Here is a 23,666-nt window from a genome sequence, read left to right on the forward strand (position 1 = left end):
CCTACGATCCTTAAACTCGTTTTGTGGTAAAAAGTGGGATAAAGTGGTGCAAATGGGTAACTGAGGGGTGAGACTGACATGTTCCGTGGAGCAACGTTAGTCAATCTCGACAGCAAAGGACGACTGGCGGTACCAACCCGTTACCGTAATTTGCTGAACGAGGAATCGCAGGGGCAGATGGTTTGTACCATCGACCTCCATCAGCCATGCCTGTTGCTTTACACCTTACCCGCATGGGAAATCATTGAGAAAAAACTGGCGAGTCTGTCCAGCATGAATCCGATGGAGCGCCGCGTGCAGCGTTTACTGTTGGGACATGCCAGTGAGTGTCAGATGGATAATGCGGGCCGCTTATTGCTGGCGAATACCCTTCGCCAGCATGCAAATTTAAGCAAAGAAGTGATGCTGGTTGGGCAGTTCAACAAGTTTGAACTGTGGGATGAACAGACCTGGTATCAACAAGTCAGGGATGATATTGACGCAGAACAGTCAGCTCAGTCGCCTTTATCTGAGCGGTTGCAGGATTTATCGCTATAGCTATGCAGGAAAATTATAAACACACCACCGTGCTGTTGGATGAGGCAGTGAATGGCCTCAACATCAAGGAAGACGGAATCTATATTGACGGCACTTTTGGTCGTGGCGGCCACTCACGCTTGATTCTGGCGCAGCTTGGCGCCAACGGAAAGCTCATCGCCATTGACCGTGATCCGCAAGCTATCGCCGCGGCCGCTGAAATAAAGGATCCGCGTTTTTCCATTGTTCATGGCCCCTTTTCCGCGCTGGCGGAGTATGTGGCAGAGCGTGAACTGGCAGGTCAGATTGACGGCATATTACTGGATCTGGGCGTGTCATCCCCGCAGTTGGATGATGCCGAACGCGGGTTTTCATTTATGCGTGACGGGCCGCTGGATATGCGCATGGATCCCACGCGCGGCCACTCTGCCGCCGAATGGTTGATGCAGGCAGAAGAGGCCGATATCGCCTTTGTGCTGAAAACCTATGGTGAAGAACGTTTTGCGAAGCGGATTGCGCGGGCGATTGTTGAACGCAACCGGGATGAACCGATGACGCGCACGAAAGAACTGGCAGAGGTAATTGCCGCAGCAACACCGGTTAAAGACAAGTTCAAACACCCGGCGACCCGTAGTTTCCAGGCCATTCGCATCTGGATTAACAGCGAACTGGAAGAGATCGACACCGCATTAAAAGGTGCAGTCGATGTACTGGCTCCGCAAGGGCGTTTGTCTGTCATCAGCTTCCATTCGCTGGAAGACCGGTTGGTGAAGCGGTTTATGCGCGATCAGAGCCGCGGGCCGCAGGTGCCTCATGGCTTACCCATGACCGAGCAGCAACTGAATGCACTGGGTGGGCGTCAGTTGAAGCTGCTGGGCAAAATGGTACCTGGCGACACGGAGGTGAAAGAGAACCCCCGTGCGCGCAGTTCCGTTTTACGAATTGCGGAGCGAACTGACGCATGATTGGCAACGAACGGCACAGCTTACCCGCTGTCATCGCGGGCGACATTATGCGTAAAGGGAAACTCCCTTTTCTGTTGCTGATTGCTGTGCTGGTTTCTGCCGTGCTGGTCGTGACAACGACGCACAAAACACGCTTGCTGACTGCCCAGCGAGAGCAACTGGTGCTTGAGCGTGATGCGCTGGACATTGAGTGGCGCAACTTAATTCTGGAAGAGAATGCCCTTGGCGATCACAGCCGCGTTGAGCGGATCGCCACCGAGAAGCTGCAGATGCAGCACGTTGATCCTTCGCAGGAAAACATCGTGGTGCAAAAATAAGGACCTGTTACTGCTAATGAGCGGCGTAAAAAGAACGCTGAAGTTAAAAAAACCAGAAGATAAAGCCAGCTTTGTAAGCTGGCGTTTTGCGTTGTTATGCGGTTGCATTTTACTGGCCTTAGGTGGGCTGTTATCACGCGTGGCCTGGCTGCAGGTGATTAATCCGGACAAACTGGTTAAAGAGGGCGATTTACGTTCACTGCGCGTTCAGGCCGTGCCCACCTCTCGGGGGATGATCAGCGACCGCGGCGGGCGTCCGCTGGCGGTCAGCGTGCCGGTTAACGCCATCTGGGCCGATCCCAAAGAGCTGCATGATGCGGGCGGTATCACGCTCGACAGTCGCTGGCGTGCGCTCTCAGATGCGCTTTCTGTGCCCATTGATCAACTGGCCGCCCGCGTAAATGCCAATCCTAAAGGCCGGTTCATCTATCTGGCCCGCCAGGTCAATCCCGCCATTGGTGAATACGTCAAAAAACTCAAGCTGCCCGGTATCCATCTGCGCGAAGAATCACGCCGTTATTACCCTGCCGGACAGGTCACCTCACATCTGATTGGCTTCACCAATATCGATGGTCAGGGAATCGAAGGCATCGAAAAGAGCTTTGACAAATGGCTGACGGGTGAGCCCGGCGAGCGTACCGTGCGTAAAGATCGCTATGGGCGCGTTATCGAAGACATTTCATCGGTGGACAGTCGTGCGGCACATAACCTCACGCTGAGCATTGACGAGCGTTTACAGGCGCTGGTGTACCGTGAGCTGAATAATGCGGTCGCCTTTAACAAAGCCGAATCGGGAACGGCGGTTCTGGTGGATGTGAATACCGGTGAGGTCCTGGCGATGGCGAACAGCCCTGCCTATAACCCCAATAACCTCAGCGACACGCCAAAAGATCTGATGCGCAACCGGGCCATCACCGACATTTTCGAACCCGGCTCGACGGTAAAACCGATGGTGGTGATGACCGCGCTGCAACGCGGCGTGGTGAAAGAGAACAGCGTTTTGAACACCGTGCCGTATCGCGTAAATGGTCATGAGATTAAAGACGTAGCGCGCTATAACGAACTCACGCTGACTGGCGTACTACAGAAATCGAGTAACGTCGGTGTTTCCCGACTGGCGTTAGCGATGCCCTCCTCAGCGCTGGTAGAAACTTACTCGCGCTTTGGTCTGGGTAAACCGACCAATTTGGGGCTGGTCGGGGAAAGCAGTGGCTTATACCCTAAAAAACAACGGTGGTCTGACATAGAGAGGGCCACCTTCTCTTTCGGCTACGGGCTAATGGTAACGCCGTTACAGTTAGCGCGAGTCTACGCAACGATTGGCAGCTTTGGTATCGCCCGCCCGCTCTCAATTACCAAAGTGGATCCGCCGGTGGGCGGTGAGCGCGTATTTCCTGAAGCTCTGGTGAAAACCGTGGTGCATATGATGGAAAGCGTTGCATTGCCGGGCGGGGGCGGCGTGAAAGCCGCCATTAAAGGTTATCGCGTCGCCATTAAAACCGGTACGGCGAAAAAAGTCGGACCGGACGGGCGTTATGTGAACAAATACATCGCCTATACCGCAGGCGTGGCACCTGCCAGCCGTCCTCGTTTTGCGCTTGTTGTGGTCATCAACGATCCTCAGGCCGGTAAATATTATGGTGGTGCGGTTTCTGCACCGGTGTTTGGTGCCATCATGGGCGGCGTACTGCGCACCATGAACATCGAGCCGGATGCGCTGCCGACCAATGACAAGAACGAGTTGGTGACAAACAGAAGTGAGGAAACAAGTGACAGATCGTAACCTGCGCGACTTACTCGGACCGTGGGTGCCCGGTGCACCTGCGCGCCCGTTGCGTGACATGACGCTGGACAGTCGGGTGGCGGCTGCGGGTGATCTGTTTGTCGCTATCGCCGGCCATCAGGTTGATGGACGCCGCTTCATTCCTCAGGCCATTGCCCAGGGTGTGGCCGCCGTGATTGCGGAAGCCGAAGGGGAAGCGAGCGATGGTGAAATACGCGAAATGCACGGCGTGCCGGTTATCTATCTTGCACAGTTGCCCCAGCGTCTTTCCGCTCTGGCGGGGCGTTTTTACCAACAGCCGGGCGAAAGACAAAAACTGATTGGCATCACCGGCACTAATGGCAAAACGACCACGAGTCAGCTGCTGGCCCAGTGGGCTGAGCTGCTGGGTGAAACCAGCGCGGTGATGGGGACGGTGGGAAATGGTCTGGTCGGCCAGCTCGTGCCTGCCGAAAACACCACCGGCTCCGCTGTGGACGTCCAGCATACTCTGGATGAACTGGCCAGCAAGGGCGCGTCGCTGACCGCCATGGAAATCTCCTCCCACGGTCTGGTGCAGCATCGTGTCGCAGCCTTGCCGTTCGCTGCTGCTGTCTTTACCAACCTCAGTCGCGATCACCTGGATTATCACGGCGATATGCAACAGTACGAATCAGCTAAATGGCTGCTCTTCTCTGAACATCAGGTGGGCGTGGCCATCCTGAATGCCGACGATGAAGTCGGACGCCGCTGGCTGGCAAACCTGCCTGATGCGGTTGCTGTCTCGATGGAAAATAACCTGCAGCCTGGCTGCCACGGTCGCTGGCTTCGCGCAACCGAGGTGAACTATCACGACAATGGTGCCCACATTCGTTTCCGCTCCAGTTGGGGCGATGGCGAACTGGACAGTCGTCTGATGGGGGCTTTTAACGTCAGTAACGTGTTGCTGGCGCTGGCCACACTGCTGGCGCTGGGTTATGCACTGGATGATTTACTGCGCGTTGCCGCAAAACTGCAGCCGGTTACCGGACGGATGGAAGTCTTCACTGCACCGGGCAAACCCACTGTCGTAGTGGATTATGCCCACACGCCCGACGCATTAGAGAAAGCACTGGCCGCCGCCCGCCTGCATTGTAAAGGTAAACTATGGTGCCTGTTCGGCTGTGGCGGCGATCGCGACAAAGGTAAGCGCCCACTTATGGGTGCCATTGCGGAACAGTTTGCCGATGTGGTCGTGATTACTGACGATAATCCGCGCAGCGAAGATCCTGCGGCGATTGTGCAGGACATTCTGAGCGGCCTCCTTGATCCGGGCCGCGCTCGCGTTGTCGCGGGCCGTGCACAGGCAGTCACCAGCACTATTATGCAGGCTCAGCCCGACGACATTGTGTTAGTCGCCGGTAAAGGCCACGAAGATTATCAAATTATTGGTCATCAGCGGCTGGACTACTCCGATCGTGCTACGGTCGCCACGCTGTTAGGAGGCATTGCATGATTCCGGTTTCATTACGCACCTTAGCGCAGGTCACCAGCGGTACGCTGCACGGCGACGATTTGACGTTCAACACCGTCACGACAGACACCCGCAAGGTCACCGCAGACAGTCTGTTTGTTGCCATTGTGGGTGAGCGCTTCGATGCACATGACTTTGCCGAGGATGCGATTGCCAAGGGCGCGAAAGCCTTGCTGGTAAGTAAGCATTTACCTGTGTCGGTGCCGCAGGTCGTTGTCAAAGACACGCGCATCGCCTTTGGTAAGCTGGCGTCCTGGGTGCGTCAGCAGGTCAGTGCCCGCGTCGTTGCGCTGACCGGCTCATCCGGTAAAACGTCAGTGAAAGAAATGACCGCAGCGATTTTACGCCAGTGCGGCGAAACGCTGCATACCGCCGGTAACCTGAATAACGATTTTGGCGTGCCCATGACCCTGCTGCGTCTCACGCCAGAACATCAGTATGCCGTGATTGAGCTTGGCGCTAATCATCAGGGTGAAATCGCCTATACCACCGACCTGGTTCGTCCGGAAGCGGCGCTGGTCAATAATCTGGCTGCCGCGCACCTTGAGGGTTTCGGATCGCTTGAAGGTGTCGCAAAAGCGAAGGGTGAAATTTTTTACGGCCTGCCCGCAAAGGGAACGGCGATTTTAAATGCTGACAGCAATGACTGGCCACGCTGGCAGGAGAATCTGCACGGTAAAACGGTATGGCGCTTCTCGCCGCAGGCCGCAGACTGCGACTTTGGTGCGCGCGATATCCGTATTCGCCAGGATGGCACCCATTTTGTCATGCATACGCCCCGTGGTGACATCGACATTATTCTGCCTCTGCCCGGTCGGCACAATATCGCTAATGCTCTGGCGGCGGCGGCGCTTGCGTTGTCGGTCGATGCACCGCTTAGCGCGGTGCAGACCGGGCTGAAAAGCCTGCAGTCCGTTCCTGGCCGCTTATTTCCTGTCCGGCTCTCAGATCATCAACTGCTCCTGGATGACAGCTATAACGCCAATGTAGGATCGATGGTTGCGGCGGCACAGGTGCTGTCTGAAATGCCCGGCTACCGTGTGATGGTGGTGGGCGATATGGCTGAATTAGGCGATGAAAGTGAACAACTTCATCGCGAAGTCGGCCTGGCCGCCAAAGCTGCGGGCGTTGACCGGGTATTAAGCACCGGGCAGTTCAGCCACTTTATGAGTGAAAGTAGCGAAGTTGGCGAACATTTCAGCGATAAAACGGCGCTGACTGAACGATTACGCCAGTTGCTGTCCGAACACAAAGAAATGACCGTATTGATTAAAGGTTCGCGTAGTGCCGCCATGGAGCAGGTAGTACAGAGCTTACAGGAGAAAGGAACATGTTAGTTTGGCTGGCCGAGCATCTGGTCGCATTTTATTCCGGTTTTAACGTCTTTTCGTATTTGACGTTTCGCGCCATTGTCAGCCTGCTGACCGCACTGTTTATTTCGCTGTGGATGGGGCCGCGTCTGATTGCCTGGCTGCAAAAGCTGCAGATCGGGCAGGTTGTCCGTAATGATGGTCCCGAATCGCACTTCAGCAAGCGGGGAACGCCGACGATGGGCGGCATCATGATTCTGACGTCGATTACGTTGTCGGTGCTGATGTGGGCTTATCCTTCTAATCCCTACGTCTGGTGCGTGCTGGTGGTGCTGGTGGGCTTTGGCGTCATTGGCTTTGTTGATGATTACCGTAAAGTGGTTCGCAAGGATACCAGGGGGCTGATTGCCCGCTGGAAATACTTCTGGATGTCGGTGATTTCGCTCGGTGTCGCCTTTGCGCTCTATCTGGCCGGTAAAGATACGCCTGCGACGGAACTCGTGGTGCCGTTTTTCAAAGATGTGATGCCACAGCTTGGCCTGTTTTACATTGTGCTGGCCTATTTCGTCATCGTCGGTACCGGCAATGCCGTCAACCTGACTGATGGGCTGGATGGTCTGGCCATTATGCCGACAGTGTTTGTTGCGGCCGGTTTCGCCCTGGTCGCCTGGGCGACCGGTAACGTGAAGTTTGCCGATTACCTGCACATTCCTTATCTGCGTCACGCAGGTGAGCTGGTTATCGTCTGTACGGCGATTGTTGGGGCTGGATTAGGTTTCCTCTGGTTTAACACTTATCCGGCTCAGGTCTTTATGGGCGATGTCGGCTCGCTGGCACTGGGCGGCGCGCTCGGTACCATCGCTGTCCTGCTGCGCCAGGAATTTTTATTAGTGATTATGGGCGGCGTGTTTGTGGTTGAAACGCTGTCGGTGATCCTGCAGGTGGGATCGTTCAAGCTGCGTGGCCAGCGTATTTTCCGCATGGCACCGATCCATCACCATTACGAACTGAAAGGCTGGCCAGAGCCGCGCGTGATTGTGCGCTTCTGGATTATTTCGCTCATGCTGGTGCTGATTGGCCTGGCGACGCTGAAGGTACGTTAATCATGGCTGATTACCGCGGGAGAAAAGTCGTCATCATTGGATTAGGCCTGACCGGCCTGTCCTGTGTTGATTTCTTTATAGCGCAGGGCGTAACGCCCCGCGTGATGGATACCCGTGTATCACCGCCCGGGCTGGATAAACTGCCTGAGCAGGTGGAACGTTATGTGGGCGGTCTCAATCGCGACTGGCTGCTGGCTGCGGATCTCATCGTGGCCAGCCCCGGCATTGCCCTGGCCCATCCCGCATTGTGTGAAGCGGCAGACGCGGGCATTGAAATCGTCGGCGACATTGAGCTGTTTTGCCGGGAAGCACAGGCACCGATCGTGGCGATCACCGGTTCAAACGGAAAGAGTACGGTCACTACGTTAGTCGGCGAAATGGCGAAAGCCGCCGGTTGGCAGGTAGGCGTCGGCGGTAACATTGGGTTGCCCGCGCTGAGCCTGCTGAAAGCGCCCGCTCAGCTCTATGTTCTGGAGCTTTCCAGCTTCCAGTTAGAAACCACCTACAGCCTGAAGGCCGCAGCGGCCACGATCCTGAACGTGACCGAAGATCATATGGATCGCTATCCGTTAGGTATGCAGCAGTATCGCGCGGCAAAACTGCGGATTTACGAGAACGCTCAGGTTTGCGTGGTGAATGCCGACGATGGCATGACCATGCCGGTACGCGGTGCCGACGCACGCTGTGTCAGTTTCGGTATTGATATCGGCGATTATCACCTGAACAAACAGCAGGGCAGTGTCTGGCTGCGGGCGAAAGGCGAAAAAGTCCTGAACACAGACGAGATGACGCTGGTCGGACAGCATAACTACACCAATGCGCTCGCCGCGCTGGCGCTGGCCGATGCGGTTGGTCTGCCACGCTCGACCAGTCTGTCCGCACTGGCGGCTTATTCAGGTCTGGCGCACCGTTTCCAACTGGTTCATGAAAGCCGCGGTGTGCGCTGGATCAATGATTCAAAAGCAACCAATGTGGGCAGTACGGAAGCGGCTCTGAAGGGATTACAGGTTGACGGTACGCTCTGGTTACTGCTGGGAGGCGATGGCAAATCTGCGGATTTCTCTCCACTGCAACCGTATCTGCAGGGCGATCGTATCCGGCTGTTTTGCTTTGGGCGCGATGGTGATGCACTGGCCGCGCTCCGCCCTGACGTGGCGGTCAGGACCGAAACGTTACAGGAGGCAATGGCGCAGATTGCAAAACAGGTACAGCCAGGCGACATGGTCCTGCTTTCCCCGGCCTGCGCCAGCCTTGACCAGTTCCGCAATTTTGAACAGCGCGGCGATGTCTTCGCGCAACTGGCCAGGGAGTTAAGCTGATGCGTATTCCTGGAGCGGGCATTGTGAATTATCTGTCAGGTCGCCTGAGTAACTGGGTGATGGGGGCGCGTGAGAGCGACGATACCTCGCAGGTGCTCTATGACCGGACTTTGCTCTGGCTGACCCTGGGGCTGGCTGCAATCGGGTTTGTGATGGTCACATCGGCTTCAATGCCGGTGGGACAGCGTCTGAATGACGATCCGTTCTACTTTGCCAAGCGTGATGCGTTCTATATTGCGCTGGCGTTTGGTATCGCGCTGGTCACGCTGCGCGTACCCATGGATTTCTGGCAACGCTACAGCAACGTGATGTTGATGGCGTCGGTCGTCATGCTGTTGATTGTGCTGGTCGTAGGAAGCTCCGTAAACGGGGCATCACGCTGGATTGCACTGGGTCCACTGCGTATTCAGCCAGCGGAACTGTCTAAGCTCACGCTCTTCTGTTATCTCGCCAGTTATCTGGTGCGTAAGGTTGAGGAAGTCCGCAATAACTTCTGGGGCTTCTGTAAGCCGATGGGGGTGATGGTCGTGCTGGCGGTGCTGCTGCTCGCTCAGCCCGATCTGGGTACGGTGGTGGTGCTGTTTGTCACGACGCTCGCGATGCTCTTCCTGGCGGGGGCAAAGCTGTGGCAGTTCCTGGCGATTATCGGTTCCGGCATCTTCGCGGTGGTGTTGTTAATCATCGCCGAGCCCTATCGTATGCGCCGTGTGACCTCTTTCTGGAATCCGTGGGAAGATCCGTTCGGCAGCGGCTACCAGCTTACTCAGTCACTGATGGCGTTTGGCCGCGGCGAATTCTGGGGCCAGGGACTGGGCAATTCGGTACAGAAACTGGAATACCTGCCGGAAGCACATACCGACTTTATTTTCTCGATTATCGGAGAAGAACTGGGTTACATCGGTGTGGTTTTAGCCCTGTTAATGGTATTCTTCGTGGCTTTTCGCGCCATGTCGATTGGCCGCCGCGCACTTGAACTTGACCAACGTTTCTCCGGCTTTCTGGCCTGCTCAATCGGCGTCTGGTTCAGCTTTCAGGCGCTGGTCAACGTGGGTGCGGCGGCGGGGATGTTGCCGACAAAAGGTCTGACATTACCGCTGATTAGTTATGGTGGCTCGAGCCTGCTCATTATGTCGACGGCCATCGTATTTTTGTTACGTATTGATTATGAAACGCGTCTGGCTAAAGCGCAGGCGTTTACCCGGGGTGGTCGATGAGCGGTAAACGATTGATGGTCATGGCAGGAGGAACCGGCGGGCATGTTTTCCCGGGGCTGGCTGTGGCCCATCATCTCGAGGCGCAGGGCTGGCAGGTGCGCTGGTTAGGCACGGCCGATCGTATGGAAGCCGACCTGGTACCGAAGCACGGTATCGACATTGATTTTATCCGCATCAGTGGATTACGCGGTAAAGGCAGTAAAGCGCTGTTGTTAGCGCCGGTACGCATCTTCAACGCCTGGCGTCAGGCGCGCAAGATTATCAAAGCCTGGAAGCCCGATGTGGTGCTGGGCATGGGCGGTTATGTATCGGGGCCCGGTGGTCTGGCCGCCTGGAGTTGCGGGGTGCCAGTGGTACTCCATGAGCAGAACGGTATTGCCGGGCTCACCAATAAATGGCTGGCTAAAATTGCCACCAAGGTCATGCAGGCCTTCCCGGGTGCCTTTCCGCACGCGGACGTTGTGGGTAATCCGGTGCGTACCGATGTGCTGGCGCTGCCGTCACCGGCGCAACGGCTGGCTGGCCGCAGTGGACCGATTCGTATTCTGGTTATCGGGGGCAGTCAGGGCGCGCGCATTCTGAACCAGACGTTGCCTCAGATTGCCGCCAGGCTGGGCGAGACCATTACCCTCTGGCATCAGACGGGTAAGGGCGCCTTGCAAGAAGTACAACAGGCCTATCAGCAAGCCGGTCAGCCGCAGCATAAAGTGACCGAGTTTATTGATGATATGGCCGCTGCGTATGCCTGGGCCGACGTGGTGATTTGCCGCTCTGGCGCATTAACGGTAAGCGAAATCGCTGCCGCAGGCTTACCGGCGATTTTCGTGCCGTTTCAGCACAAAGATCGCCAGCAGTACTGGAATGCCCTGCCGCTTGAAGGCGCAGGGGCAGCCAAAATTTTTGAGCAGCCGCAGTTTACTGCGGAGGCGGTAGCGGAAACGTTGCGTCACTGGGACCGTCCAACATTACTCGCGATGGCAGAAAAGGCCCACGCGGTAGCGGTACCTGATGCCACCGAACGGGTTGCACAGGAAGTGGCTCGCGCCGCACGTTAAAGAATCAGGTCAGCCTGGCTGGCCCGTGCTCAACAACCTGAGCACAAACTGAATGAGTAGGTATAAGAAAGCGTAATGAATACACAACAACTGGCAAAACTGCGTTCAATCGTGCCCGAGATGCGTCGCGTCCGGCACATTCACTTTGTCGGCATCGGCGGTGCTGGCATGGGCGGTATTGCCGAAGTGTTAGCGAATGAAGGCTACCATATTAGCGGTTCTGATCTGGCGCCTAACCCGGTAACCCAAAATCTGATCAATCTGGGCGCAACGATTTACTTCAACCACCGCCCGGAAAACGTGACGGATGCCAGTGTCGTCGTGGTCTCCAGTGCGGTTTCTCAGGATAACCCTGAGCTGGTTGCGGCACGCGAGCAACGTATCCCGGTGATTCGTCGCGCTGAGATGCTGGCAGAACTGATGCGCTTTCGTCATGGCATTGCGATCGCCGGAACGCACGGCAAAACTACGACAACGGCGATGGTCTCCAGCATTTATGCCGAAGGTGGCCTGGATCCGACCTTCGTTAACGGTGGATTGGTGAAAGCGGCGGGCACGCATGCGCGTCTGGGCAGCAGCCGTTATCTGATCGCCGAGGCGGATGAGAGCGATGCGTCCTTCCTGCATCTGCAGCCGATGGTTGCCGTCGTGACCAATATCGAAGCCGATCATATGGACACGTATCAGGGTGATTTCGAAAACCTGAAGCAGACGTTTATCAATTTTCTGCACAACCTGCCCTTCTATGGCCGTGCGGTGATGTGCGTTGATGATGCGGTGATTCGCGACTTGTTACCGCGTGTAGGACGTCAGATTACGACCTATGGTTTCAGCGAGGATGCGGACTTCCGCATTGAAGATTTTGAACAGCGTGGCGCTCAGGTGCATTTCAACCTGATTCGTCAGGACAAGGCACCACTCGCGATCACGCTGAATGCGCCGGGACGGCATAACGCGTTGAATGCCGCGGCAGCGGTTGCGGTTGCCAGCGAAGAAGGCATTGAAGACAGCGCGATTCTGGCGGCGCTGGAGAGCTTCCAGGGAACCGGCCGTCGTTTCGATCAGTTGGGCGAGTTTGCTACCGAACCGGTCAACGGCACGCCTGGCACGGCTATGCTGGTTGATGATTATGGCCATCACCCAACGGAAGTGGATGCCACCATTAAAGCGGCGCGCGCAGGCTGGCCGGATAAAAAACTGGCGATGGTCTTTCAGCCGCACCGGTATACCCGCACGCGCGACCTGTTTGATGATTTTGCCAACGTGCTGTCACAGGTCGACGTTTTACTGATGCTGGATGTGTATGCCGCCGGCGAAACGCCGATTCCGGGTGCTGACAGCCGTGCGCTGTGTCGTGCAATCCGCAACCGCGGTAAAGTCGACCCCATTCTGGTGCCGGAGCATGATGCGTTAGTCGAGATGCTGGCACCGTTGCTGTCAGGTAACGATCTGATTCTGGTTCAGGGCGCAGGTAACGTCGGGAAAGTCGCGCGTAAACTGGCGGAATGCAAACTGCAGCCAGAGCGCAAAGTGGAGGGCCGTCATGTCTAAAGTGGCTGTTTTGATGGGTGGCACCTCAGCCGAACGCGAGGTCTCCCTGATGTCCGGGGCTGCCGTACTGGCCGGTTTACGTGAAGCGGGCATTGATGCGCACGGTATTGATACACGCGAGCAGTCTGTACTGGATCTGAAAGCGCAGGGCTTCGACAAAGTCTTTATCGCGCTGCATGGTCGCGGTGGCGAAGACGGCACGCTTCAGGCCGTGCTTGAATTCCTGCAACTGCCTTATACCGGTAGCGGGGTCATGGCGTCGGCGGTGACCATGGATAAGCTGCGTACCAAATTACTGTGGCAGGGCAGGGGACTGCCGGCAGGTAAGTTTGTCTGGATGACCCGTGCACAGATGCAGTCGGGTCTGGACGCCGCGACAGAGGCGGCGATTGCCGCGCTGGGCTTCCCTCTGTTTGTTAAACCGAGCAGTGAAGGATCCAGCGTTGGCATCAGCCGGGTTAATCAGCAGGGTGATCTGATGGCCGCGCTGGAAGAGGCATTTCGTCACGACGATAACGTACTTATCGAGGCGTTTCTGAGTGGTGAAGAATATACCGTGGGCATTCTGGGCGATCAGATTCTGCCAGCGATAAAAATAAAGACTGCCAGCGAGTTTTATGACTATGAAGCTAAATACATTTCTGACGATACTCAGTACTTCTGTCCCGCAGGGCTGAGTGCAGAGCGTGAAGCAGAATTACAACAGCTGGTGTGGTCTGCCTGGCAAGCGCTGGGATGTCAGGGTTGGGGTCGTGTCGATGTGATGACCGATGGTGAGGGCCGCTTTCAGTTACTGGAAGCCAATACTTCCCCGGGCATGACCAGCCACAGCTTAGTGCCGATGGCAGCAAAGCAGGCGGGACTGACCTTTTCTCAACTGGTCGTACGCATTCTGGAACTGGCCGACTGATATGTCACAGGCGGCGATGAATGTACGCAATCGTGAGGCGCAGGAGCGGGCACGCACCGGCCGCAGTAACGGTGCCCGGCTGTTTGGCATCGTCTTTCTGCTGATGGTAATGGGCATAATGATTGCGGGTGGATTAGTGGTGCTGAAGTGGATGAATGATGCATCCCGCTTACCCCTGTCGAAACTGGTGGTCACCGGTGAGTTGCATTACACCACCCACGACGACATCCGCCAGGCGATTTTATCCCTGGGGCCACCCGGCACCTTTATGTCGCAGGATGTGAACATTATCCAGCAGCAGATTGAACGGTTGCCGTGGATTAAACAGGTCAGTGTGCGCAAACAGTGGCCTGATGAACTGAAGATTCATCTGGTTGAGTACACGCCGGTGGCACGCTGGAACGACGCGCATATGGTGGACAGCGACGGCGTGTCATTTAGCGTACCGGCCAATCATATGGGCAAAGAAACGTTGCCCATGTTGTATGGGCCAGAAGGCAGTGAAAAAGAGGTCCTGGCGGGCTATCACAGTATGGATGATGTGCTGAAAGCCAGGAAGTTTACCCTGAAGGTGGCGTCGATGACGGCACGACGTTCATGGCAACTGGTGACCAGTGACGATGTACGTATCGAACTGGGCCGTACCGATACCATGAAGCGTCTGAATCGTTTTATTGAGCTTTATCCGGTGTTGCAGCAACAAGGCGAGAATGAACACAAGCGCATCAACTCCGTTGATTTACGCTATGACTCTGGCGCCTCCGTTGGCTGGACACCGATAGTGATGGAGCCACAGGACAGTAATCAGCAACAAAACCAGGCACAGGCTAAACAACAATGATCAAGGCAACGGACAGAAAACTGGTAGTTGGACTCGAAATCGGCACTGCGAAAGTCGCCGCCCTGGTTGGGGAAATTCTGCCCGATGGTATGGTCAATATTATTGGGGTCGGCAGTTGTCCGTCCCGCGGTATGGATAAAGGTGGCGTTAACGATCTTGAGTCGGTGGTGAAATGCGTACAGCGCGCCATTGATCAGGCTGAGTTGATGGCGGATTGCCAGATTTCCTCCGTCTACCTTGCATTATCGGGCAAACATATCAGCTGCCAGAACGAAATCGGGATGGTTCCGATTTCAGAAGAGGAAGTGACTCAGGATGATGTAGAGAATGTGGTGCACACGGCAAAGTCTGTGCGCGTTCGTGACGAGCATCGCATTCTGCACGTTATTCCTCAGGAATATGCCATCGATTACCAGGAAGGCATCAAGAACCCGGTCGGCCTTTCCGGTGTACGTATGCAGGCGAAAGTCCATTTGATCACCTGTCACAATGATATGGCGAAAAATATTGTTAAAGCCGTTGAACGTTGTGGCCTCAAAGTTGACCAACTGATTTTTGCCGGTCTGGCGTCCAGCTTTGCTGTACTGACCGAAGACGAACGCGAACTGGGCGTTTGCGTGGTGGATATCGGGGGCGGCACAATGGATATCGCCGTCTATACTGGCGGTGCACTGCGCCACACGAAGGTCATTCCCTATGCGGGCAATGTAGTTACCAGCGATATTGCGTACGCCTTTGGCACGCCGCCTACCGATGCGGAAGCGATTAAAGTCCGGCATGGTTGCGCGCTGGGATCGATTGTTGGAAAAGATGAGAACGTTGAAGTGCCGAGCGTTGGCGGACGTCCGCCACGGAGCTTACAGCGTCAGACGCTGGCTGAGGTAATTGAGCCGCGTTACACCGAACTTTTAAATCTGGTCAATGACGAGATTTTGCAGTTGCAAGAGCAGCTTCGCCAGCAGGGAGTGAAACACCATCTTGCTGCGGGGATTGTATTAACCGGCGGCGCGGCGCAGATTGAAGGTCTGGCCGCCTGCGCGCAGCGCGTATTCCATACGCAGGTGCGCATTGGACAGCCGCTGAACATTACTGGCCTGACGGACTACGCGCAGGAGTCTTACTATTCCACGGCGGTAGGGCTGTTGCATTACGGCAAAGAGTCACACATGAACGGTGACGCAGAGGCGGAAAAGCGGGTTTCAGTCGGCAACTGGTTTAAACGTATCAATAGTTGGTTAAAAAAAGAGTTTTAATTTTTGTAAAAGGGGATCATGCTGTTTTCTTTTGTGATCTCCAGGCGACAGGCACATAACGGAGAGAAATCATGTTTGAACCTATGGAATTAACCAATGACGCGGTGATTAAAGTCATCGGCGTCGGCGGTGGCGGCGGCAACGCCGTAGAGCACATGGTACGCGAGCGTATCGAAGGTGTGGAATTCTTCGCTGTTAACACCGACGCCCAGGCGTTGCGTAAAACAGCGGTCGGCCAGACCATCCAGATCGGTAATAACATTACCAAAGGGCTGGGTGCGGGTGCGAACCCGGAAGTGGGCCGTAACTCTGCAGAGGAAGATCGCGAAGCACTGCGTTCTGCGCTGGAAGGGGCAGACATGGTGTTCATCGCAGCGGGAATGGGTGGCGGTACCGGTACCGGTGCAGCGCCTGTTGTAGCTGAAGTGGCGAAAGATTTAGGTATTCTGACCGTTGCGGTCGTGACCAAGCCTTTCAACTTCGAAGGCAAGAAGCGCATGGCGTTTGCCGAGCAGGGGATCGCAGAGCTGTCTAAGCACGTCGATTCACTGATCACCATTCCTAACGACAAGCTGTTAAAAGTGCTTGGGCGCGGCATTTCGCTGCTCGATGCTTTTGGCGCAGCTAACGACGTACTGAAAGGCGCAGTGCAGGGTATCGCTGAACTGATTACCCGCCCTGGCCTGATGAACGTCGACTTTGCTGACGTGCGTACCGTCATGTCAGAAATGGGTTATGCCATGATGGGCTCTGGCGTGGCATGCGGTGAAGATCGTGCGGAAGAAGCTGCTGAGATGGCGATTTCCAGCCCACTGCTGGAAGATATTGACCTGTCTGGTGCGCGTGGCGTGCTGGTCAACATCACGGCGGGCTTTGACCTGCGTCTGGATGAGTTCGAAACCGTGGGTAATACCATCCGCGCCTTCGCCTCAGACAACGCCACCGTGGTTATCGGTACCTCTCTGGATCCAGAAATGAACGATGAACTGCGCGTCACCGTGGTGGCAACCGGTATTGGTATGGACAAGCGTCCTGAAATCACGCTGGTCACCAACAAACCGGCCAGCCAGCCAGTGATGGATCACCGTTACCAGCAGCACGGTATGTCGCCGCTGCCGCAGGAGCAGAAACCTGCAGCGAAAGTGGTGAACGATCAGAATGCGCAATCGAACAAAGAGCCAGATTACCTTGATATCCCGGCGTTTTTGCGTAAGCAGGCCGACTAGGAATAACCTTATAATTGGGTTTTCCCGCTCTTTGTGCTAAAGTGTTCGCCCGCTGGTAACGTATACTGGCGGTCGGAAAGTAATATTGCGAGATAATTACGATGATCAAACAAAGGACATTAAAACGTATTGTTCAGGCGACAGGTGTCGGTTTACATACCGGCAAGAAAGTCAGCCTGACGTTGCGCCCTGCACCGGCTAATACCGGGGTCATCTATCGTCGCACCGACTTGAATCCCCCGGTTGATTTTCCGGCTGATGCAAAATACGTGCGCGACACCATGCTGAGTACCTGCCTGGTGAATGATGAAGGCGTGCGTATTTCGACAGTTGAACACTTGAATGCCGCACTGGCGGGCCTGGGCATCGACAACATTATGGTGGAAGTCGATGCACCTGAAATCCCGATTATGGATGGCAGCGCAGCGCCTTTTATCTATCTGCTGATGGATGCAGGTATTGAGCAGCTCAGCAGCGCCAAGAAGTTTGTGCGCGTTAAGCAAACCGTGCGTGTTGAAGATGGTGATAAATGGGCGGAAATTAAACCGTATAACGGTTTTTCGCTTGATTTCACTATTGATTTCAAACACCCGGCTATCGATGCCAGCTCTCAGCGTTACCAGATGAAATTCTCTGCCGAAGCGTTTGTTCGTCAGATTAGCCGTGCACGCACCTTTGGCTTCATGCATGAAATCGAATATCTGCAGTCTAAAGGCCTGTGCCTGGGCGGTAGTTTAGATTGTGCGATAGGCCTTGATGATTTCCGCGTGCTTAATGAAGAAGGTCTGCGTTTTGAAGACGAGTTTGTCCGTCACAAAATGCTGGACGCTATCGGCGATCTGTTTATGTGTGGCCATAACATTATCGGCGCGTTTACCGCGTACAAATCGGGCCATGCATTGAACAACAAACTGCTGCAGGCCGTTTTGGCTAAGCAGGAAGCCTGGGAATGGGCGACCTTCGAAGACGAAGCTGAATTGCCGCTGGCGTTTAAAGCACCAAATCTGGTTCTGGCTTAATTCCTGATCAGAACGTAAAAACGGCTGGTTGCGCTGACACTCTCTCCGGTCAGTCGCGCCGGCCGTTTTTTATTGCCCCGCCTTCGCTCTCTGTGTGTTGCGACACTCTTCACATGCTAAAGCAAACAATTGCTGAATTGCTGCACAATCAGGTGCGATTTCTTCCGTTGTCGCTTTAAACGCAGGTGTCGGCACGCCACATTAGTGTTACTATCTCTGGCGCTTTTACAGGCTGCATGCTGCTGAAAACAGCAGTGAATAATGAAATTGTTATGCGCAATGGAACAATTGTGATCGGAATCCTTCTACGCTGGCGACAAATAGGTAGACGCTATTTCTGGCCTCATTTCCTGCTGGGAATGGTGGCGGCCAGTCTCGGCTTGCCGGCGTGTGCGCAAACAGCGGAACTTAACACCGGATCCGAATCCTCAGCCAGCAGCCTGTTCATCGGCAATGCCGTTCGTTTCGATCATCTTATTCGTCTTCAGGAAGCCTCGCGACGTCCCAGTTTTACGGTTGACTACTGGCACCAGCATGCCATTCGCACGGTAATCCGCCACCTCTCTTTCACGCTGACGCCGCAGTCTCAGGCGGAAGAGCAGGTACATCCGCTGGCCGCGCAAAAGCTGGCGTTAATCGATTCACTTCATGCCTTATTGACCTCCCAGACAGCACAGACATACGACGCCTTTGGTTTGTCTCTGCTGCCTGTGTCTGACGCGCCTGCCCTGACGCGAGCAGCCTGGCATGGCAAAGTGCACGGTATCCGTGCCGGCCCCGCTTCATTGTTCTGCTAATCACTTTCATTACACCCTTTTAGATTTCGCAGTCCGACGATTCGGCTGAATTGAGAATATATTTATTATGTTAATCAAAATGTTAACCAAGGTTTTTGGTAGCAGCAATGATCGTACTTTGCGCCGCATGCGTAAAACCGTTGATATCATCAATAAGATGGAACCGGATTTTGAAAAGCTCTCTGATGAAGAACTGAAAGCGAAAACGGAACTGTTCCGTGAGCGCCTGAAAAAAGGCGAGTCGCTGGAGAGTTTACTTCCGGAAGCCTTTGCAACCGTGCGTGAAGCCAGTAAACGCGTCTTTGGCATGCGTCACTTTGATGTCCAGCTGATTGGCGGTATGGTACTCAACAACCGCTGTATTGCTGAGATGCGTACCGGTGAAGGTAAAACGCTTACGGCAACGCTGCCAGCCTACCTGAATGCCCTGACCGGTAAAGGTGTTCATGTTGTTACCGTCAACGATTACCTGGCCCAGCGTGATGCGGAAAATAACCGCCCGTTGTTTGAATTTCTTGGCCTGAGTGTCGGTATCAACATGTCAGGTCTGCCTTCCGTCGCCAAACGTGAAGCCTATGCAGCGGACATCACTTACGGTACGAACAACGAATATGGCTTCGACTATCTGCGCGACAACATGGCGTTCAGTCCTGAAGAGCGAGTACAGCGTAAACTGCACTATGCGCTGGTGGATGAGGTCGACTCCATCCTCATTGACGAAGCGCGAACGCCACTGATCATCTCAGGTCCGGCAGAAGACAGCTCTGAACTCTATACCAAAGTGAACAAAATCATTCCTCACCTGATCCGTCAGGAAAAAGAAGATTCTGACCACTTCCAGGGTGAAGGCGATTTCTGGGTTGACGAGAAAGCGCGTCAGGCGCACATGACCGAGCGCGGCCTGGTGAAAGTCGAAGAGCTGCTGGTGAGCCAGGGCATTATGGTGGAAGGTGAATCCCTCTATTCACCGACGAATATCATGCTGATGCATCACGTGACGGCTGCGCTGCGTGCACATGCGCTGTTCACGCGCGATGTTGATTACATCGTTAAAGATGGCGAAGTCATCATTGTCGATGAGCATACCGGTCGTACCATGCAAGGACGTCGCTGGTCTGATGGTCTGCATCAGGCCGTTGAAGCCAAAGAAGGCGTTGAAATCCAGAACGAAAACCAGACGCTGGCATCGATCACCTTCCAGAACTACTTCCGCCTTTATGAAAAGCTGGCCGGTATGACGGGTACGGCTGATACCGAAGCGTTTGAGTTCAGCTCCATCTACAAGCTCGATACCATCGTTGTGCCAACCAACCGTCCGATGGTGCGTAAAGATCTGGCCGATCTGGTCTACATGACAGAGAAAGAGAAGATCGATGCCATTATTGAGGATATTCGCGAACGTACCGCGAAAGGGCAACCGGTACTGGTAGGTACGATTTCGATCGAGAAGTCAGAAGTTGTATCAAACGAGCTGACACGCGCAGGCATTAAGCACAATGTTCTGAACGCCAAATTCCACGCCCGCGAAGCGGATATTGTTGCTCAGGCTGGTCAGCCGGGTGCCGTGACCATCGCCACCAACATGGCGGGCCGTGGTACCGATATTATGCTGGGCGGTAGCTGGCATGCCGAAGTCGCTGAGCTGCAGGATCCGACTGAAGAGCAGATCGAGGCGATTAAAGCGGCCTGGCAGGTTCGCCATGATGCCGTGCTGGCGTCAGGTGGTTTACATATCGTCGGTACGGAACGCCATGAATCGCGTCGTATTGATAACCAGCTGCGCGGTCGTGCGGGTCGTCAGGGGGACGCGGGTTCTTCACGTTTCTACCTGTCAATGGAAGATGCGCTGATGCGTATTTTTGCCTCTGATCGTGTTTCTAACATGATGCGCAAGCTGGGAATGAAACCGGGCGAGGCCATTGAGCACCCGTGGGTAACCAAAGCGATTGCCAACGCACAGCGTAAAGTGGAAAGCCGTAACTTCGATATTCGTAAGCAACTGCTGGAATACGATGATGTGGCGAATGACCAACGCCGCGCGATCTATAGCCAGCGTAATGAGCTGCTGGATGTTTCTGATGTCTCCGATACCATCAACAGTATTCGCGAAGACGTCTATAAATCGATTATCGACAGCTACATTCCACCGCAGTCACTGGAAGAAATGTGGGACGTACCGGGACTGGAAGAGCGCCTGCGTAACGATTTCGATCTGGATCTGCCAATCAGTAAATGGCTGGATAAAGAACCGGACCTGCATGAAGAGACGCTGCGTGAGCGCATTATGAAACACGCTGCCGATAGCTATGCGGCGAAAGAAGAGATCGTGGGCGCGGAGATGATGCGTAACTTTGAGAAAGGCGTGATGCTGCAAACGCTGGACTCCCTGTGGAAAGAGCACCTGGCGGCAATGGATTATCTGCGTCAGGGCATCCACTTACGTGGCTACGCGCAGAAAGATCCGAAGCAGGAATATAAACGTGAATCGTTTGCCATGTTTGCCGCCATGCTTGAAACGCTGAAGTATGAAGTAATCAGCACACTGAGCAAGGTGCAGGTGCGAATGCCAGAAGAAGTGGAAGCGATGGAGCAGCAACGTCGCGAAGAGGCAGAGCGTCTGGCGCAGCAGCAGCATCTCAGCCATGTCAGCGAAGATGTGCTGGCGGCCGAGTCGCTTGCCCAGCAGGGCGGCGAGCGTAAAGTCGGACGTAACGATCCTTGCCCATGCGGTTCAGGTAAGAAATACAAACAGTGTCATGGTCGCCTGGCCTGATAACGTGTTGACTGAAAAGGAGCCTCTGGCTCCTTTTTTTTGGCTTTTTGTCCGCTGAACGATGGCGCGGTTAACAACCCGCTTAACATGTTTTAGAATCAGCGCTCATTCACCCACTCTTCAGGATATATTCATGAAGCACCTGCAGGTTGCCGTCGGCATTATCCGCAATGCCGATAAACACATTTTTCTTGCCCAGCGTGCGGCTTCCTCCTACATGGCCAATAAGTGGGAATTTCCCGGCGGTAAAATTGAAGCGGGTGAAAGCCCTGAGCAGGGTTTAGTGCGCGAACTGCTCGAAGAGACCGGCATTGAGGTGACTGATGCCCGCGCCATTGGCATCAAAGATCATACCTATGACGATTTGCGTGTGACGCTGCATTTTTTCCTGGTCGAAGGCTGGAAAGGTGAACCCTGGGGCAAAGAGGGGCAGCCACAGCGTTGGGTCGAACAGCGGGCGCTGATCGCTGAAGAATTTCCGGCGGCAAATCATGAACTGATAGCGCGTCTGGTGGCAGGCGAACTGTAACAGGGTGGGGCATTATGCCCCACCGCGTGACTTAGCGTTCTTCTTCACTCCAGTTGTCACTGTCGTTCAACTCATCGCTGCTGGGTATGCGCTTTTCTTCCGCAGCCCATTCGCCAAGGTCAATTAACTGACAACGTTTGCTGCAAAACGGCCGCCACGGGCTCAGTTCATCCCAGATAACCGTTTTACCGCACTGCGGACAGTTAACGGTCATAATTTCTTCCTGCATATTCACCTCTAACAACAGGCCAGTTGGAAGTTGAGGCGCGCAGGGACTTCACCGCGCTCACTGTCCAGTGGCATAAAACGTATCGCAAAACGGCTCTTATGACCGGATACCTGAGGATAAAGTGCGTCCTCTATGTCCAGTTGCAGACGCAGAAGATCGGCGCCTTCGGCATTATCCTGATAAAAACCGTTCAGACTGGTTTGTAAACGGTAAGTGCCCGACTGACGGATTAAATCGAGCAACATGGCCAGTGTGCTGTGCAGCGGTATCAGGGTTTCCATCCAGCTTGTCACCTGCGCATCACGTGTTGTCTGCGGCAGATGCAGCCAGATGTGCAGACCAGGCAGATCGAAACTGCAGCACCCGCCCGGAATACTGAGCCGCTGACGAACCAGAGCAATCAGACGATCTTCCCTCAGTTGCTGCCCCATACGCGGCGCACTGTTAAGCAGAACAGATTGTGCTTTTAGTTTGTCGCGCAATGCATCCACCACGGACATATCGACGCCGGGCACATCCGCCCACGCGCGCAGTTTGGTTTGCTGACGCTCAAGCTCTTTCAGCAACTCGGTGCGCATGTCGCCGCGTTCAAAGATATCCAGCAGTTCGCCGATCAGACGAAAAAAAGTCAGTGCCGTGGCGGTATTTTCCAATGGCGTAACCTGATGCAACTGATCGATCAGGAATTCGACACGCAGCCAGGTGCGCATTTTTTCATTCAGTGGATGTTCAAACAGAACGACTGTACTCATGGATTAATCCTGTTTCGCTGCCGCAAGCTTCAGATAACGCTGATGAAGTCTGGCAACCTGGGGTAGCGCATTTTCAGGCGCGCCACTGTTATCAATAATATCATCGGCACAGGCGAGGCGCTGTTGGCGCGTCGCCTGTGCCGCAAGAATGCGTTTAGCCTGCTCAGGAGAAACGCTGTCGCGTGCGAGCGTACGTTTCAGCTGTGTTTCTTCATCGGTGTCGATAACCAAAACCCGATCGGCCTGATGCTGGAGCTGGTTTTCAACCAGCAACGGCACGACCCACAGGACATAAGGTGAGGTCGCCTGCGCTTTAAGCTGCTGTGTGCGGGCGTTAATCAGGGGATGAAGCAGCGCGTTTAGCCAGTTTTTTTCATCAGGTGCCGCAAAAATAATCTCTCTTAAGCGCGCACGTTGCAGTGTTCCCTGATCGGTCAGAATACTGTCACCATAGCGTGCAACAATCGCCTGCAGAGCAGGCGTGCCCGGCTCGACGACCTCGCGGGCAATGACATCAGCGTCAATGATCGTCACGCCTTCTGCAGCAAAGTACGCGGCAATAGTGCTCTTGCCGCTGCCAATGCCACCGGTCAGCGCCACCGTGTAGGGCGTATCTCTCACTCTCACTCTCTTAGTCGTTCAGTCACAGGTAAGCCAAAGCGTTACGACACGATCATGTTGCGCGTCCGATTTCGTTAGAAAGACGCCGTCG

General features: G+C 54.8%; 22 protein-coding genes. 19 read left to right on the forward strand and 3 right to left on the reverse strand.

Annotation, left to right across the window (positions count from 1 at the left end):
• Positions 1-78: 78 nt before the first annotated feature.
• From mraZ to mutT, 19 genes are all read left to right on the forward strand, one after another.
• Complete coding sequence (gene mraZ / locus C1N64_RS06325) at positions 79-537, forward strand: division/cell wall cluster transcriptional repressor MraZ (RefSeq protein WP_006117668.1); 459 nt, start codon at positions 79-81, stop codon at positions 535-537.
• Positions 538-539: 2 nt separating this feature from the next.
• A complete protein-coding gene (rsmH, locus tag C1N64_RS06330) occupies positions 540-1,481 on the forward strand; it encodes a 16S rRNA (cytosine(1402)-N(4))-methyltransferase RsmH (RefSeq protein ID WP_054688155.1) in 942 nt (313 codons plus the stop codon).
• Positions 1,478-1,798, forward strand: a complete 321-nt coding sequence (gene ftsL / locus C1N64_RS06335) for a cell division protein FtsL (RefSeq protein ID WP_006117670.1) — start codon at positions 1,478-1,480, stop codon at positions 1,796-1,798. The genes rsmH and ftsL overlap by 4 nt, the downstream gene beginning before the upstream one ends.
• A gap of 16 nt (positions 1,799-1,814) precedes the next feature.
• Positions 1,815-3,581, forward strand: coding sequence for a peptidoglycan glycosyltransferase FtsI (locus C1N64_RS06340; RefSeq protein ID WP_394515335.1), 1,767 nt, complete (start codon positions 1,815-1,817; stop codon positions 3,579-3,581).
• The gene (gene murE / locus C1N64_RS06345) at positions 3,568-5,055 is read left to right on the forward strand and encodes a UDP-N-acetylmuramoyl-L-alanyl-D-glutamate--2,6-diaminopimelate ligase (RefSeq protein ID WP_054634504.1); all 1,488 of its coding nucleotides are present in this window, start codon (positions 3,568-3,570) and stop codon (positions 5,053-5,055) included. The genes C1N64_RS06340 and murE overlap by 14 nt, the downstream gene beginning before the upstream one ends.
• Positions 5,052-6,410, forward strand: a complete 1,359-nt coding sequence (gene murF, locus C1N64_RS06350) for a UDP-N-acetylmuramoyl-tripeptide--D-alanyl-D-alanine ligase (RefSeq protein ID WP_006117673.1) — start codon at positions 5,052-5,054, stop codon at positions 6,408-6,410. The genes murE and murF overlap by 4 nt, the downstream gene beginning before the upstream one ends.
• Positions 6,404-7,486 carry a phospho-N-acetylmuramoyl-pentapeptide-transferase gene (gene mraY, locus C1N64_RS06355; RefSeq protein WP_033740254.1) on the forward strand — a complete coding sequence of 361 codons (1,083 nt, stop codon included), beginning with the start codon at positions 6,404-6,406 and terminating at the stop codon, positions 7,484-7,486. The genes murF and mraY overlap by 7 nt, the downstream gene beginning before the upstream one ends.
• Before the next feature lie 2 nt (positions 7,487-7,488).
• Complete coding sequence (murD, locus tag C1N64_RS06360; protein WP_006117675.1) at positions 7,489-8,805, forward strand: UDP-N-acetylmuramoyl-L-alanine--D-glutamate ligase; 1,317 nt, start codon at positions 7,489-7,491, stop codon at positions 8,803-8,805.
• Complete coding sequence (gene ftsW, locus C1N64_RS06365) at positions 8,805-10,019, forward strand: cell division protein FtsW (protein WP_033740255.1); 1,215 nt, start codon at positions 8,805-8,807, stop codon at positions 10,017-10,019. Before murD ends, ftsW begins: the two co-directional genes overlap by 1 nt.
• Positions 10,016-11,074: an undecaprenyldiphospho-muramoylpentapeptide beta-N-acetylglucosaminyltransferase gene (gene murG, locus C1N64_RS06370; RefSeq protein ID WP_058702059.1), complete on the forward strand. Its 1,059-nt coding sequence runs from the start codon at positions 10,016-10,018 to the stop codon at positions 11,072-11,074. Before ftsW ends, murG begins: the two co-directional genes overlap by 4 nt.
• Positions 11,075-11,149: 75 nt before the next feature.
• Positions 11,150-12,625, forward strand: a complete 1,476-nt coding sequence (murC, locus tag C1N64_RS06375) for a UDP-N-acetylmuramate--L-alanine ligase (protein WP_006117678.1) — start codon at positions 11,150-11,152, stop codon at positions 12,623-12,625.
• Positions 12,618-13,535, forward strand: a complete 918-nt coding sequence (locus C1N64_RS06380; protein ID WP_394515336.1) for a D-alanine--D-alanine ligase — start codon at positions 12,618-12,620, stop codon at positions 13,533-13,535. Before murC ends, C1N64_RS06380 begins: the two co-directional genes overlap by 8 nt.
• A 1-nt stretch (position 13,536) precedes the next feature.
• Complete coding sequence (ftsQ, locus tag C1N64_RS06385; RefSeq protein WP_054634500.1) at positions 13,537-14,376, forward strand: cell division protein FtsQ; 840 nt, start codon at positions 13,537-13,539, stop codon at positions 14,374-14,376.
• Positions 14,373-15,629, forward strand: a complete 1,257-nt coding sequence (gene ftsA / locus C1N64_RS06390; protein WP_006117681.1) for a cell division protein FtsA — start codon at positions 14,373-14,375, stop codon at positions 15,627-15,629. Before ftsQ ends, ftsA begins: the two co-directional genes overlap by 4 nt.
• 71 nt (positions 15,630-15,700) lie before the next feature.
• A complete protein-coding gene (gene ftsZ, locus C1N64_RS06395) occupies positions 15,701-16,855 on the forward strand; it encodes a cell division protein FtsZ (RefSeq protein ID WP_006117682.1) in 1,155 nt (384 codons plus the stop codon).
• Between the two features lie 101 nt (positions 16,856-16,956).
• Entirely contained in the window at positions 16,957-17,874 is a 918-nt protein-coding gene (gene lpxC, locus C1N64_RS06400) for a UDP-3-O-acyl-N-acetylglucosamine deacetylase (RefSeq protein ID WP_394515337.1), read from the forward strand.
• A 290-nt stretch (positions 17,875-18,164) separates the two neighbouring features.
• A complete protein-coding gene (gene secM / locus C1N64_RS06405; protein WP_233255760.1) occupies positions 18,165-18,671 on the forward strand; it encodes a secA translation cis-regulator SecM in 507 nt (168 codons plus the stop codon).
• A 67-nt stretch (positions 18,672-18,738) separates the two neighbouring features.
• Positions 18,739-21,444 (forward strand): preprotein translocase subunit SecA, encoded by a 2,706-nt coding sequence (gene secA, locus C1N64_RS06410; RefSeq protein ID WP_394515338.1) that lies wholly within the window; start codon positions 18,739-18,741, stop codon positions 21,442-21,444.
• 133 nt (positions 21,445-21,577) lie between these two features.
• Positions 21,578-21,973 (forward strand): 8-oxo-dGTP diphosphatase MutT, encoded by a 396-nt coding sequence (gene mutT / locus C1N64_RS06415; protein WP_006117686.1) that lies wholly within the window; start codon positions 21,578-21,580, stop codon positions 21,971-21,973.
• A 31-nt stretch (positions 21,974-22,004) separates the two neighbouring features.
• Here mutT and yacG read toward each other — a convergent pair whose 3' ends face one another.
• The 3 genes from yacG to coaE are packed head-to-tail and all read right to left on the reverse strand — an operon-like array spanning position 22,005 to position 23,575.
• A complete protein-coding gene (yacG, locus tag C1N64_RS06420) occupies positions 22,005-22,202 on the reverse strand; it encodes a DNA gyrase inhibitor YacG (RefSeq protein ID WP_006117687.1) in 198 nt (65 codons plus the stop codon).
• An 8-nt stretch (positions 22,203-22,210) separates the two neighbouring features.
• Positions 22,211-22,954 (reverse strand): cell division protein ZapD, encoded by a 744-nt coding sequence (zapD, locus tag C1N64_RS06425; protein ID WP_006117688.1) that lies wholly within the window; start codon positions 22,952-22,954, stop codon positions 22,211-22,213.
• Positions 22,955-22,957: 3 nt separating this feature from the next.
• Positions 22,958-23,575 (reverse strand): dephospho-CoA kinase, encoded by a 618-nt coding sequence (gene coaE / locus C1N64_RS06430; RefSeq protein ID WP_394515339.1) that lies wholly within the window; start codon positions 23,573-23,575, stop codon positions 22,958-22,960.
• Between the last annotated feature and the right edge of the window lie 91 nt (positions 23,576-23,666).

Source organism: Pantoea sp. SGAir0215 (genome assembly GCF_043543215.1).

What these genes read in the sequence shown, in the direction of transcription:
- mraZ (WP_006117668.1), top strand. Translation starts at nt 79, where the DNA reads ATGTTCCGTGGAGCAACGTTAGTCAATCTCGACAGCAAAGGACGACTG.
- rsmH (WP_054688155.1), top strand. Translation starts at nt 540, where the DNA reads ATGCAGGAAAATTATAAACACACCACCGTGCTGTTGGATGAGGCAGTG.
- ftsL (WP_006117670.1), top strand. Translation starts at nt 1,478, where the DNA reads ATGATTGGCAACGAACGGCACAGCTTACCCGCTGTCATCGCGGGCGAC.
- C1N64_RS06340 (WP_394515335.1), top strand. Translation starts at nt 1,815, where the DNA reads ATGAGCGGCGTAAAAAGAACGCTGAAGTTAAAAAAACCAGAAGATAAA.
- murF (WP_006117673.1), top strand. Translation starts at nt 5,052, where the DNA reads ATGATTCCGGTTTCATTACGCACCTTAGCGCAGGTCACCAGCGGTACG.
- mraY (WP_033740254.1), top strand. Translation starts at nt 6,404, where the DNA reads ATGTTAGTTTGGCTGGCCGAGCATCTGGTCGCATTTTATTCCGGTTTT.
- murD (WP_006117675.1), top strand. Translation starts at nt 7,489, where the DNA reads ATGGCTGATTACCGCGGGAGAAAAGTCGTCATCATTGGATTAGGCCTG.
- ftsW (WP_033740255.1), top strand. Translation starts at nt 8,805, where the DNA reads ATGCGTATTCCTGGAGCGGGCATTGTGAATTATCTGTCAGGTCGCCTG.
- murG (WP_058702059.1), top strand. Translation starts at nt 10,016, where the DNA reads ATGAGCGGTAAACGATTGATGGTCATGGCAGGAGGAACCGGCGGGCAT.
- murC (WP_006117678.1), top strand. Translation starts at nt 11,150, where the DNA reads ATGAATACACAACAACTGGCAAAACTGCGTTCAATCGTGCCCGAGATG.
- C1N64_RS06380 (WP_394515336.1), top strand. Translation starts at nt 12,618, where the DNA reads ATGTCTAAAGTGGCTGTTTTGATGGGTGGCACCTCAGCCGAACGCGAG.
- ftsQ (WP_054634500.1), top strand. Translation starts at nt 13,537, where the DNA reads ATGTCACAGGCGGCGATGAATGTACGCAATCGTGAGGCGCAGGAGCGG.
- ftsA (WP_006117681.1), top strand. Translation starts at nt 14,373, where the DNA reads ATGATCAAGGCAACGGACAGAAAACTGGTAGTTGGACTCGAAATCGGC.
- ftsZ (WP_006117682.1), top strand. Translation starts at nt 15,701, where the DNA reads ATGTTTGAACCTATGGAATTAACCAATGACGCGGTGATTAAAGTCATC.
- lpxC (WP_394515337.1), top strand. Translation starts at nt 16,957, where the DNA reads ATGATCAAACAAAGGACATTAAAACGTATTGTTCAGGCGACAGGTGTC.
- secA (WP_394515338.1), top strand. Translation starts at nt 18,739, where the DNA reads ATGTTAATCAAAATGTTAACCAAGGTTTTTGGTAGCAGCAATGATCGT.
- mutT (WP_006117686.1), top strand. Translation starts at nt 21,578, where the DNA reads ATGAAGCACCTGCAGGTTGCCGTCGGCATTATCCGCAATGCCGATAAA.
- yacG (WP_006117687.1), bottom strand. Translation starts at nt 22,202, where the DNA reads ATGCAGGAAGAAATTATGACCGTTAACTGTCCGCAGTGCGGTAAAACG.
- zapD (WP_006117688.1), bottom strand. Translation starts at nt 22,954, where the DNA reads ATGAGTACAGTCGTTCTGTTTGAACATCCACTGAATGAAAAAATGCGC.